This window comes from Demequina sp. NBRC 110055, assembly GCF_002090135.1.
GTDB lineage: Bacteria > Actinomycetota > Actinomycetes > Actinomycetales > Demequinaceae > Demequina.
Genome location: NZ_BBRL01000006.1, coordinates 15,283 through 26,946 on the forward strand (window position 1 = coordinate 15,283; position 11,664 = coordinate 26,946).

Annotated in this window: 12 protein-coding genes; all 12 read left to right on the plus strand. The window is 71.9% G+C overall.

What is annotated here, in order from left to right; translation table 11 throughout:
* Positions 1-15: 15 nt before the first annotated feature.
* Genes B7K24_RS07060 through B7K24_RS07115 form a run of 12 tightly spaced genes read left to right on the plus strand, consistent with a single transcriptional unit; the run spans position 16 to position 11,635 of the window.
* Positions 16-2,049: a hypothetical protein gene (locus B7K24_RS07060; RefSeq protein WP_144268195.1), complete on the plus strand. Its 2,034-nt coding sequence runs from the start codon at positions 16-18 to the stop codon at positions 2,047-2,049.
* Positions 2,050-2,089: 40 nt separating this feature from the next.
* On the plus strand, positions 2,090-3,025 hold the full coding sequence (gene fmt, locus B7K24_RS07065) for a methionyl-tRNA formyltransferase (RefSeq protein ID WP_084129540.1): 936 nt from the start codon (positions 2,090-2,092) through the stop codon (positions 3,023-3,025).
* Positions 3,025-4,515 (plus strand): RsmB/NOP family class I SAM-dependent RNA methyltransferase, encoded by a 1,491-nt coding sequence (locus B7K24_RS07070; RefSeq protein ID WP_084129541.1) that lies wholly within the window; start codon positions 3,025-3,027, stop codon positions 4,513-4,515. The genes fmt and B7K24_RS07070 overlap by 1 nt, the downstream gene beginning before the upstream one ends.
* 29 nt (positions 4,516-4,544) lie before the next feature.
* Positions 4,545-5,213, plus strand: coding sequence for a ribulose-phosphate 3-epimerase (rpe, locus tag B7K24_RS07075; RefSeq protein ID WP_084129543.1), 669 nt, complete (start codon positions 4,545-4,547; stop codon positions 5,211-5,213).
* Entirely contained in the window at positions 5,206-6,288 is a 1,083-nt protein-coding gene (gene ribD / locus B7K24_RS07080; protein WP_084129544.1) for a bifunctional diaminohydroxyphosphoribosylaminopyrimidine deaminase/5-amino-6-(5-phosphoribosylamino)uracil reductase RibD, read from the plus strand. The genes rpe and ribD overlap by 8 nt, the downstream gene beginning before the upstream one ends.
* Positions 6,288-6,878, plus strand: coding sequence for a riboflavin synthase (locus B7K24_RS07085; RefSeq protein ID WP_084129546.1), 591 nt, complete (start codon positions 6,288-6,290; stop codon positions 6,876-6,878). Before ribD ends, B7K24_RS07085 begins: the two co-directional genes overlap by 1 nt.
* A complete protein-coding gene (ribA, locus tag B7K24_RS07090) occupies positions 6,875-8,116 on the plus strand; it encodes a GTP cyclohydrolase II (RefSeq protein WP_084129548.1) in 1,242 nt (413 codons plus the stop codon). The genes B7K24_RS07085 and ribA overlap by 4 nt, the downstream gene beginning before the upstream one ends.
* Entirely contained in the window at positions 8,113-8,577 is a 465-nt protein-coding gene (gene ribH / locus B7K24_RS07095; RefSeq protein WP_084129550.1) for a 6,7-dimethyl-8-ribityllumazine synthase, read from the plus strand. The genes ribA and ribH overlap by 4 nt, the downstream gene beginning before the upstream one ends.
* 57 nt (positions 8,578-8,634) lie before the next feature.
* Positions 8,635-8,898, plus strand: a complete 264-nt coding sequence (locus B7K24_RS07100; RefSeq protein ID WP_084078272.1) for a phosphoribosyl-ATP diphosphatase — start codon at positions 8,635-8,637, stop codon at positions 8,896-8,898.
* 9 nt (positions 8,899-8,907) lie between these two features.
* The gene (hisG, locus tag B7K24_RS07105) at positions 8,908-9,750 is read left to right on the plus strand and encodes an ATP phosphoribosyltransferase (protein ID WP_084129552.1); all 843 of its coding nucleotides are present in this window, start codon (positions 8,908-8,910) and stop codon (positions 9,748-9,750) included.
* A complete protein-coding gene (locus B7K24_RS07110) occupies positions 9,751-10,722 on the plus strand; it encodes a YafY family protein (protein ID WP_084129554.1) in 972 nt (323 codons plus the stop codon). It abuts the gene before it with no gap.
* Complete coding sequence (locus B7K24_RS07115) at positions 10,715-11,635, plus strand: YafY family protein (RefSeq protein ID WP_159449174.1); 921 nt, start codon at positions 10,715-10,717, stop codon at positions 11,633-11,635. The genes B7K24_RS07110 and B7K24_RS07115 overlap by 8 nt, the downstream gene beginning before the upstream one ends.
* The last annotated feature ends 29 nt before the right edge of the window (positions 11,636-11,664 follow it).

The following is an 11,664-nucleotide window of genomic DNA, read 5'->3' on the forward strand; positions in this document are numbered from 1 at the left end:
GCAGGAGTGGACGCCGTGGGTGAGTCGGAGCCCGGAGAGGACGCGCTGTTCGCGCTCCCCGAACCGGCCGGCGCCACCCCAACCGGCCCCGAAGCAGAGCCCGCGACGGGGCCCGTGGCGCGGGTCCGCGTCGATAGCCCGCTGCCGCATCTCGACAAGCCGCTGGACTACCGGATCCCCGACAAGCTCGTCGACACCGTCGCGGTGGGCTCGCGCGTGCGCGTGCCGATGGCGGGCCAGGTGCTCGCGGCCGTCGTGACCGACGTCGTCGTGGAGAGCGACTTCAAGGGGCGGCTCGCGTCGGTGACCTCGTCCTCGCTCGTGCCGTCGTTTTCGGCCGATGCGTTGACGCTCGCCCAGCGCATCGCTCGCCGGTACGGCGGCTCGACGTGGGATGTGTTGCGGCTCATGGCACCGCCTCGCGTCCTCGCGGTGGAGAAGCGGGAGTGGCCCGCGCCCGAGGCCGATCCTGCGTATGCGACGGCGCTTGACCAGGGTGCATCGGGAGGGCTGTCCCTGCGGCCAGGCCATCGGGTGCTCTGGCAGGGCCTTCCCGAGAATGAGCCCCGCACGTCCGTGCCAGCCCACGCCCTCGTTCAGGCGGCGCTCGGCGCCATCGGCGAGACGGCATCGGCCATCCTGGTGGTGCCCGATGCCCGCGGCATCCAGGCCATCCTCGCCGAGTGCGAGAGGCGTGGGCTGTCGCGGTGGACCGCCCGAGCGGGCGGCCAGGTCGCGGTGCTGGACTCGGACGACGGGCCCACGCAGCGGTTCGGGTCGTACCTCGCGGCGATGCGCGGCCATGCACGCCTCGTCGTCGGCACGAGGCCAGCGGTGATGCAGCCGGTCCCGCAGCTGGGGTTCCTCGCGCTGTGGGACGAGGCCAACACGGTGTACGAGGAACTCCACGCGCCGTACCTGCACGCGCGCACGGTGGCGGCGATGCGGGCGGACGGTCAGAAGGCAGACAGCGGCGCGGCGGTCGTGATCGGTGGCTATGCCCTGAGTGCCGACGCGATCGCTCTGGTGGAGCACGGCTGGGCGCGGGCCGAGATCCCCGCGCGCGACGCGGTGCGCGACGCCGTCCCCGCCGTCGACGTGCTGACCTCCGAGCGGCGCGACGCCGACGGGCCCAGCGGCTGGCATTGGATGCCGGGCAGCGCCTGGCGAGCCCTGATCAACGCTATGGAGAGCGGGCCGGTCGCTGTCATGGTGCCCCGCGCGGGCTATGTCCACGCCGCCGCCTGCGCCGCCTGCGACGCATGGGCCGTGTGCCGCCAATGCGAGTCTCCGCTCACGCTGCCCGGCGCGGGGGCGGATCCCGTGTGCCTGGAGAACGGCCATCCCCAGCCCGACTGGCACTGTCCCGAGTGCCATGGGCACCGGCTCAAGCACCTGCGCCAGGGCATCGAACGCATCGCGGAGCAACTGTCGCGCATGGCGCCTGATGTCACCCTCACCGTGTCGAGCTCCGCGACGGGCGTGGTGCCCGATCTCAGCGTCACGGACGGCATCGTCGTGGCGACCCCGGCCGCGTTGCCCGCCGTCGACGGTGGCTACGCGCACCTCGTGATCGTCGACGCCGGGGTGCCCGCGCATGCGGGGCTCGGCGCGGAGCTGAGGGCCGTGCGGTGGTGGCTGACAGCATCGGCCCTGGTGCGTCGCCGAGCCGACGGGGGAGCGGTGACCGTGGTCGGCGACCTGCCGGACCTTACCCGCCGGGCGCTGTCGACGTGGTCTCCCGTCGACGCCGCGCGCGACGAGTTCGCCGAACGCGCACCGCTTGGCTTCCCCCCCCACCGCCGTCACGTCCACGTCAGCGGGGACCCGTGGACGGTGGACAGTGCCGTGGGTGCGGCTGGCGTGCGCGACGGTGTGGACGGCGCCACCGTGATCGCGCGTCCCGACGGCGTCTCGCTGCTCCTGCCGCGCGGCCGCGCTCAGGCGGTCGTGGATTCGCTCCGCGCGACCCAGCAGCGGCTGTCAGCGGGCGGCGGCAAGGGCGGCGAGCAGTTGCGGCTCAAGGTAGACGGGCCGCTGGATCTGTAGCGCCGCAGGGAGGCTCGTCGGCGCCACCTACGATGGACCTATGCGCCTGATCTTCGCCGGAACCCCCGACGTCGCCGTGCCCGCGCTCGAGGCCCTCGTCGCCTCCGAGCACGAGATTGCCGCGGTCATTACCCAGCCCGACGCTCGCGGCAAGCGGGGAAAGACGCTCCACCCGAGCCCCGTCAAGGCGGCCGCGCGGGCGCACGGTCTGACCGTCCTCGACCCCGCCGATGCGAAGGACCCAGAGTTCATCGCGCAGGTGGCCGCCCTCGAGGCCGACGCGGCCGCGGTTGTCGCCTACGGCCAGATCCTCCGGCCGGCGCTGCTCGACGCCACCGCACACGGCTGGGTCAACCTGCACTTCTCGGTGCTGCCCGCATGGCGCGGCGCGGCCCCCGTCCAGCGCAGCCTCATGGCCGGCGACGAGATCACCGGCGCCACCACGTTCGTGCTGGACAAGGGCATGGACACCGGCCCCGTCATCGGCACCATGACCGAACGCATCCGTGCGATGGACACGGCCGGCGACCTGCTCGACCGCCTCGCCCAGGCCGGCGCGCCGTTCCTGCTGCAGTCCATCGAGGCGCTCGTGAGCGGCGCCGCTGTCCCGCAGGCTCAGCCCGAGGACGGCGTCAGCCACGCCGCGAAGCTCACTCGCGAGGACGCCTACGTCGCGTGGGAGCGCCCCGCACACATCGTCGACCGCCAGATCCGCGGCTGCACCCCCGCGCCCGGAGCCTGGACCACGCTGCCCGACGGCTCCGTCGCGAAGCTCGGCCCCGTCAGCCCCCTCGCCGACGGCCCCACAGGCACGCCAGGGCACGTCTTCGAGCACGAGGGCCGCGTGGTAGTCGCCACCGGCTCGACGCCCGTGGCGCTCGGCACCATCGCACCCGCGGGCAAGAAGCCCATGGCCGCCGCCGACTGGTGGCGAGGCGCTCGCCTGGGCGAGAACGCCATCCTCGGGGAGGCGTGATGGCGGCCAATGCCCAGGGTGGCTCCCGCCGGCCCTCTTCAGGAGGGCGCTCTGATGGCGGACGCCAGGGCGGCGGCGCCCCACGCGGTGAACGCGATCAGCGTCCTGCGCGCATCGACCCCGCACGCCGTGCGGCCTACGACGTCACCTACGCCGTCGAGACCGAGGACGGCTACGCCAACCTCCTCATGCCCGGCATCCTCAAGCAGCACCGGCTGAGCGGGCGTGACGCGGGCTTCGCGACCGAACTGGCGTACGGCGCCCTGCGCGGTCGCGGGCTGTACGACGCGATCATCGCGGACGCGGCCAAGCGCCGCACCGACACCCTGGATATCGACCTCGTCGTCGCCCTGCGCCTCGGCGTCCACCAGGCCCTCGCCATGCGCGTACCCGCGCACGCGGCCGTGTCCGAGACCGTGGACCTGGTCCGCTCCGTCAACGGGCGCGCTGCGGGGCTCGCCAACGCCGTCATGCGTCGCGTCACCGAGCGCGATCTCGACACCTGGCTCGCGCGTGTGGCCCCCGGGACGAGCCGCGAGTCCCAAGCCATCAGGCATTCACACCCCGCGTGGGTCGTGGGCGAGCTCGAGCACGCCCTGACCGCCGACGGGCGTCCCGGCGAACTCACGCAACTGCTCGAGGCCGACAACGCCCCGGCCTCGGTGACCCTCGTGGCCCGGCCCGGCCTCATCGACCGCGACGCCTTGCTTGAGCAGGCCGACGGCGCCGCCACGGTGTACTCGCCGCTGGGCGTGAGCCTCAGCGGCGGCGCCCCCGGCGACATCGAGGCCGTCGGCGAGGGCACCGCGGCGGTGCAGGACGAGGGCAGCCAGATCGCCGCCCTCGCGCTCGTGCATGCGGACGCCGCGATCCCGGGACGGGCCGATGCCGGCGTCGGCTCCAGGATCGACCCCGGCGAACGCTGGCTCGACATGTGCGCCGGACCCGGCGGCAAGGCCGCGCTCCTCGCCGCCGCGGCCTCCGAGGGCATGGCGAGCCTCGAGGCACTCGAACTCCACGAGCATCGCGCCGCGCTGGTCCGCCGATCCCTCAAGGCCATCCCCGAGGGCGTCGCCACCGTCCACCGCGCCGACGCCCGCACGTGGGAGCCCTCCGAGCCCTACGACCGTATCCTTCTCGACGCGCCCTGCACGGGCCTCGGCGCGCTACGACGCCGGCCCGAGGCACGCTGGCGGCGCAGCATCGACGACCTTGACGACCTGGTGGACCTGCAACACGCCCTCATCGCGCACGCCGGCAGCCTCCTCGCCGAGGGCGGCGTCCTTGCGTACGTCACCTGCTCACCGGTGCTCGCCGAAACCCTCGACGTGGTCCGCGATAGCGGACTGGCGGTGCTGGATACGCGACTCGCGGTGGCATCGGCCACCGGAACACAGCCCACCGAATGGGGTCACGGACCGCACGTGCAACTGTGGCCGCACGCCCACGGCACCGACGCGATGTTCATCCAGCTGCTGACCCGGGCGTGAGGCCGGCTGCCAGCGGCTACGCTCGGGGTATGGGTATGCAGATCGCCCCGTCCATCCTGTCCGCGGACTTTGCGAATCTCGAGCGCGAGATCGTCAAGGTCGACACCGCCGACTGGCTCCATGTCGACGTCATGGACGGCCACTTCGTGCCGAACCTGACGCTGGGCCTGCCGGTGCTCGAACGCATCGCCGAGGTCTCGCCGATGCCCATCGACGCGCACCTCATGATCGAGAATCCCGACCACTGGGCTCCTCGGTACGCGGAGGCGGGCGCCACGTCGGTGACGTTCCACTACGAGGCCGCGAACGACCCGAAGGCCATCGCGCGCGACCTCCGGAAGCTCGGGGCACGCGCCTCGGTGGCGCTCAAGCCCGGCACGCCGGTGGACGCGATCATGGACGACCTTGCCGAGTTCGACATGGTGCTTGTCATGACCGTCGAGCCCGGCTTTGGCGGCCAGGAGTTCATGCCGGACATGATGGATAAGGTGCGGGCGTTGCGCCACGCCTCGAACGAAGCCGGCAGGAACCTGTGGATCCAGACCGACGGCGGCATCGCGCGCGACACCATCGAGACCGTCGCGCGCGCGGGCGGCGACATCTTCGTGGCCGGCTCCGCCGTCTACAAGGCGGAGGACCCCGCAGCCGAGGTGGACACCCTGCGCTCCCTCGCCGCCGCGGCGGTGGCGCATGACTGACGTCGGCGGGCCGGACAGCGCCGGCCTCGACGCCGGCTTCCTGGCGCCGCCCACGGACCCCGCGGGCCTCACACCCGAGCAGGCCATGGACCTCGCCGTCGTCCTCGCCGGCAACGGCCCCGCGTTCGGGCCCAACCCGCGCGTGGGCTGCGTCATCACGGACGACTCCGGGCGCGTCCTCGGCCAGGGCTGGCACAAGGGGGCCGGCACCCCCCACGCCGAGGTCGCCGCGCTGGCGAACGCCCGCGAGCGCGGCGCGAACGTTGCAGGCGCCACCGCGCACGTCACCCTCGAACCGTGCAATCACACGGGACGAACCGGACCGTGTGCGGATGCGCTCACCGACGCCGGCATCGGCCGCGTGTACTACGCCGTCGCCGACCCCGGCGACGCGTCAGCGGGAGGGGCGGCCACGCTCAACTCGCGCGGCATTCACGCCGAACACCACTCGCACGGCGGCGCGCTCGCCATCACCGCTCGCTGGCGCTACGCCATGGAGCGCGGGCGGCCGTATGTCATCGCCAAGTGGGCCTCGACCCTGGACGGCCGCATGGCCGCCGCGGACGGCACCAGCTTCTGGATTACCGGCGAGGCCGCTCGTGAGCACGCCCACCAGGTGCGCGGCTGCGTCGACGCGATCGCCGTGGGCACCGCGACCGTGGAGATCGACGACCCGTCGCTGTCGGCCCGGCCCGGCGGCACCGAAGGCGGGCACCAGCCCCTGCGGGTGGTGGTCGGCTCGAGGGACACCTCGTCCGCGAAGGTGTGGCGCGACGACAACGTCGTGGGGATGGCCACCCACAAGCCCGAGGAGGTCCTCGCGGCCCTGTGGGAGCGCGAGGTCCGCACGCTCGTCGTGGAGGGAGGGCCTACACTGCTGAGCGCCTTTCTTCGCGCCGGACTCGTGGATGAGGTCAATGCCTACATCGCGCCCGCCCTGCTCGGATCGGGTCCGTCGGTGGTGGCGGACCTGGGAATCGACACTATGGCCCACGCGTTGAGGGGTGAGGATGTGACCGCGACGCGCCTGGGCGCGGACACGCTGGTCACCGCGCATCTTTCTGGAGGAATCTGATGTTCACCGGCATCGTCGAGACCGTCGGCACGGTGGTCTCCGTGGTCGAGAATGGCTCGACCGCTCAGCTCACCATTCAGTCCGCTCTTGACGGCGACTACGTGCACGGTGAGTCCATCGCCGTCAACGGCGTCTGCCTCACGGTCGCGGCGTCCGAGGGCGAGGCCTGGACGGCCGATGTCATGCGCATCACCCTCGAGACCACGGCGCTGTCCGGCGTCGCGGTGGGCGACCGCGTCAACATCGAGCGGGCCCTCAGGGCCGATGCCCGCCTCGGCGGCCACATGCTGCTCGGCCACGTCGATGGCACGGCCACGCTCGTCGCCGTCGACAAGCAGCCCGAGTGGACCGACCTCACCTTCGAGATCCCCGCCGACCTCGAACGCTATGTGGTGCGTAAGGGCTCGATCGCGCTCAACGGCACTTCGCTGACGGTCGCCGAGCTGGAGGGTCGACACGTCACCGTGTCGCTCATCCCCACGACCCTGGTCGAGACGACCTTTGGCGACCTGACCATCGGCGACCGCGCGAACGTCGAGGTCGACGTGATCGGCAAGTACGTCGAGAAGATGCTGGGGGAGCGGGCATGAACGCCGACGTGACCGCGCGCATCGAACGCGCCCTGCAGGACCTGCGCGACGGCAAGCCCGTCCTCGTCGCGGACTCGCACGCGCGCGAGAACGAGGCCGACTTCATCATGGCCGCCCAGACCTCCACCACCGAGTGGATCGCCTGGGGTATTCGCCATTCGTCGGGCTACCTGTGCGCGCCCATGCCCGGTCCGAAGGCCGATGCCCTGAACCTGCCGCTCATGGTTCCCAACAGCCAGGACCCGCGCCGCACGGCGTACACGGTGTCCGTGGACGCGGCGTCCGGTGTCACCACAGGCATCTCTGCGGCGGACCGCCACCGCACCCTCCAGGCGCTCGCCAAGCCCGACGCGAGCCCCGACGACGTCATCCGTCCCGGCCACGTGCTGCCGCTGCGCGCCGTCGCCGGGGGAGTGCTGCATCGGCCCGGCCACACCGAGGCCGCCGTCGACCTGTGCCGCCTGGCCGGACTCGAGCCCGTCGGCATCATCGCGGAGATGGTCAACGACGACGGCACCATGATGCGCTACGGCGACGCGACAGCGGTCGCCGAACGCGAGGGCCTCGTCTTCATGACCATCGAGGAGCTCATCGACTACCGACGTGCGCAGGGCGACGAGCCCATCGCCGTCGAGCCGGCCCCGCATCGCGTGGTCGCACTCGGTGAGGCGCGCCTGCCCACCCGCCACGGCGTGGTGACCATTCACGGCTACCGCGACGCCCGCACGGGCGAGGAGCATGTGGCACTCACCGCGCCGGTGCCCGAGGGCGGGACGCCGGTGGTGCGCGTGCACTCGGAGTGCCTCACGGGCGACGCCTTCGGCTCATTGCGCTGCGACTGCGGCCCCCAGCTGGACGCGGCCATCGCGCGCGTCGCCGCCGAGGGCGGTGCCGTGGTGTACCTGCGCGGCCACGAGGGCCGCGGCATCGGCATCGTCGCGAAGATCCAGGCGTACGCGCTGCAGGATCAGGGCCGCGACACCGTCGACGCGAACACCGAACTAGGCTTCCCGGTTGACCGGCGCGAATACGGCGCCGCCGCGGCCATCCTGAACCAGTTGGGCCTCACCGAGGTCCGGCTCATGACCAACAACCCCGCGAAGGTCGAGGCGATGAAGGCCTCGGGCATCTCCGTCACGGAGCGGGTGCCGCACCACTACGGCGAGCACCCCGAGAACGCCCAGTACCTGCTGACCAAGATCGAACGCATGGGACACCTGCTAGGAGACAACGCATGAGTGGAGACGGTGCACCCGAACTCACGGTCGACGGCCGCGGCCTGAAGATCGAGATCGTCGCGAGCCTGTGGCACACCGACGTCATGGACGGCCTCGTGGCCGGCGCCGTGCGCGCGGCCCAGGAGGCCGGAGCCGACTACCGCGTCACCCGCGTGGCCGGCGCGTTTGAGCTGACCGTGGTCGCCGAGAAGTTGGCCCGCGCGGGCGCCGACGCGATCGCCGCGCTCGGCGTGGTCGTCCAGGGCGAGACCCCCCACTTCGAGTACGTCTGCGCCTCCGCCACCGACGGCCTCACCGCCGTCGCGCGCGAGCACGCCGTGCCCGTGGGCTTTGGCCTGCTGACGGTCGACGACGTGCAGCAGGCCCTCGACCGCGCTGGCCTCGAGGGCTCGAAGGAGGACAAGGGTGCCGAGGCCGTCGAGGCCGCCCTGTCCACCGCGCTGATCCTGCGCGGCCTGTAGCCGTCGGGTCGGCGCCTGGGTTGCTCCGGGCCGCCGCGACCCCACTAGGCTGGCCGCGTGAAGACGTTCGAGAGCCTGTTTGAGGAGTTGCAGCGTCGCGCCGAGGAACGCCCGGAGGGTTCGGGCACGGTAGCGATGCTCGACAAGGGAGTCCACGCGATCGGCAAGAAGCTGGTCGAGGAGGCTGCCGAGTCCTGGATGGCCTGCGAGCATCAAAGCGACGAGGAGGCGGCTGAGGAACTCTCCCAGCTGCTCTACTGGGCCCAGGTGATGATGGTCGCCAAGGGCATCTCTCTCGACGACGTCTACAAGAACCTCTGAGGTAAACCCGTGCTGCGCATTGCCGTCCCCAACAAGGGATCCCTGTCCGAACCCGCCTCCCAGCTGCTCAAGGAGGCCGGCTACAAGCAGCGTCGCGACGCCCGTGAACTGGTGCTCCACGACGCCCGTAACGACGTCGAGTTCTTCTTCCTGCGCCCGCGCGACGTCGCCGTCTACGTGGGCGCCGGCACGGTCGACGCCGGCATCACCGGACGGGACCTGCTGCTCGACTCGGGCGCCGAGGCCGTCGAGCACCTCGAGCTCGGCTTCGGCGGCTCGACCTTCCGCTACGCCGCCCCCGCGGGCGAGATCGGCGACATCCAGCAGCTCCAGGGCAAGCGCGTTGCCACCAGCTACCCGCGCCTGGTCAAGCACCACCTGAAGTCGTTCGGTGTCGAGTCGAAGGTGGTGCGCCTTGACGGCGCCGTCGAGTCCTCGGTGCGCCTGGGTGTGGCCGATGCCGTGGCGGACGTGGTCTCGACCGGCACCACCCTCCGGGCCGCCGGCCTGGACATCTTCGGCGATCCGATCCTGAAGTCCGAGGCCATCTTGATCCGCGGAACCGACACCTCCGAGGACGACATAGCGGTCCTCACCGGGCGCCTGCGCGGCGTGCTGATGGCCCGCCAGTTCATCCTCGTGGACTACGACGTGTCCAACGACAAGCTCGAGGACTCGATCGCGGTGAGCCCCGGCATGGAGGCGCCCACCGTGACCCCGCTCCACGGCAAGGACTGGCACGCGGTGCGAGTTATGGTCCCGCGCAGCGAGATGAACCAGATCATGGACAAGCTCTACGCAGCCGGCGCCCGCGCCATCCTCGCCACGGAATTGTTGGCGGTGCGCGTCTAGATGGCGATCCCCGCCGAGGAGCGGCTACTGAACCTCATCATCGCCCTCATGCACGCGCGAGTGCGCATGACGAAGGACGAGATCCGCGCGTCGGTCGAGGGCTATGAGCGCGACGACCCATCCTGGGACGAAGCGACGCGCGCCCGCCGCAAGGCGACTTTTGAGCGCATGTTCGAGCGTGACAAGGACAAGCTACGCCGTCTGGGGGTTCCCGTCGTCACAGTGCGTCACCAGGCCTACGGCGACGACATCGGCTACCGGATCGACCCGGCGCAGGCCAAGCTGCCGCCGCTCGACTTCACGGCCGCCGAGCGTGCCGTCCTGGCACTGGCCGCCGACTACTGGCACGGCGTGACGCTCGGCGACGATGCCCGTCAGGCCCTCGTGAAGGCCGCGTCGGAGTCCTCGCACGCGGCCCCGGAGGCGCTGCCGTTCGCCGCGCTGTCCACGCGCCTGACGGACGCCACCGCGCTCGTGCTCGAGGCCATCCAGCTGCGCCAGGCGGTCACCTTCGAGTACGCCTCGGCTTCCTCGGGCACCGCGACCCGGACGGTGCAGCCGTGGAAGATTCTGCTGAGCGGGGGAGCGGAGTATCTCATCGGTCACGACGCCGCCCGCGACGCCCCGCGCACCTTCCGCCTCAGCCGCGTCCTGGGTGACGTGGCGCTCACGGGCGAGCCAGGCGCCTTCACTCCGCCTGCCGACATCGACGCGGCCTTGCTGCCCGACGCCAACCCCGGCACAGCCCGGCTCGCCATCCGTCCCGAGGCCGCTCACGCCCTGCGCAGCCGCGGCCGTGTCACAGGCACCGAGGGCGACTGGGACATCGTCGAGGTCGACTACCGCCACCTCGACCAACTGCGCGACGAGGTGCTGGCCCGCGGTGGCGCCGTGCGTGCGCTTGAGCCCGCTGAGCTCGCCGATGCGGTCCGCGCCCACGCGCTCGCCGCCCTGGAGGTGGCACGTGGCTGACAAGACCCTGGCCCGGCTCACGCGCCTGTTGGGGCTCGTGCACTACCTCGAGCGCCACGGCGAGACCGAGTTCACCGAGCTTGCCGACCACTTCGGCGTGAGCGTCAAACAGATCCGCGCCGACGTCGAGACGCTGTGGGTGTCCGGACTTCCCGGTCACCAGCACAACGACCTCATCGACTTCAACGCCGACCTGTTCGACGCGGGCATCGCCGACCTCACCAACGGCCAGGGCGTGTCCCAGGTGTCGTTCTCGCCGCGGGAGGCCGCGGCCCTCATCGGCGCCCTGTCCGCGCTGACGGCCTCGGGCGCCGCACCCCAGGCCGCCGAGTCCGTGCTGACGAAGCTGCGTGGCGCCGTCGGCCCTGTGGGTCTCGACGTGGTCCCGGACACCGCCGTCGATCCCAAAGTTCGGGAGGCGCTCGAGCACGGCATCGCCACCGACACGGCCGTGGCGTTGGACTACGTCGACGCTCACGACCGGCGCACCGAGCGCACCGTCGAGGCCCACCGCATCGTCCTCATCGACGCCGCCGCCTACGTCGAGTGCTGGTGCCGCCGGGCCGGCGACTACCGCACGCTGCGCCTGGACCGCGTCACCTCGGCGACGACCACCACGAGCCCCACCGAGCACCCGCCCGCCGACTCGCACGGCTTCGCCCTGCAGCCTCACTACGAGGCCACCGTCGTCTTGGGCCGCGTGGCGCGGTGGGCCGTGGAAGACATGCCCGGCGTGAGCCTCACGACCGGGGACGACGGCACCGTCACGGCGACCTTCGGGGTCGCCAACCCCGCCTGGACCGCGGGCCGGCTCCTGGCCATCGGCCCCGACCTCGTCTCCGTCGAGCCGCAAGCCCTGCGCGAGGAGATCGCGACCCAAGCGCAGGCCGTCCTCGACGCGCAGGCCCGGTAGGCATCGGCCTCACCACCGCGACTACACTG

Coding starts and splice junctions, on each gene's coding strand:
- fmt (WP_084129540.1), top strand. CDS start 2,090: ATGCGCCTGATCTTCGCCGGAACCCCCGACGTCGCCGTGCCCGCGCTC.
- B7K24_RS07070 (WP_084129541.1), top strand. CDS start 3,025: ATGGCGGCCAATGCCCAGGGTGGCTCCCGCCGGCCCTCTTCAGGAGGG.
- rpe (WP_084129543.1), top strand. CDS start 4,545: ATGGGTATGCAGATCGCCCCGTCCATCCTGTCCGCGGACTTTGCGAAT.
- ribD (WP_084129544.1), top strand. CDS start 5,206: ATGACTGACGTCGGCGGGCCGGACAGCGCCGGCCTCGACGCCGGCTTC.
- B7K24_RS07085 (WP_084129546.1), top strand. CDS start 6,288: ATGTTCACCGGCATCGTCGAGACCGTCGGCACGGTGGTCTCCGTGGTC.
- ribA (WP_084129548.1), top strand. CDS start 6,875: ATGAACGCCGACGTGACCGCGCGCATCGAACGCGCCCTGCAGGACCTG.
- ribH (WP_084129550.1), top strand. CDS start 8,113: ATGAGTGGAGACGGTGCACCCGAACTCACGGTCGACGGCCGCGGCCTG.
- B7K24_RS07110 (WP_084129554.1), top strand. CDS start 9,751: ATGGCGATCCCCGCCGAGGAGCGGCTACTGAACCTCATCATCGCCCTC.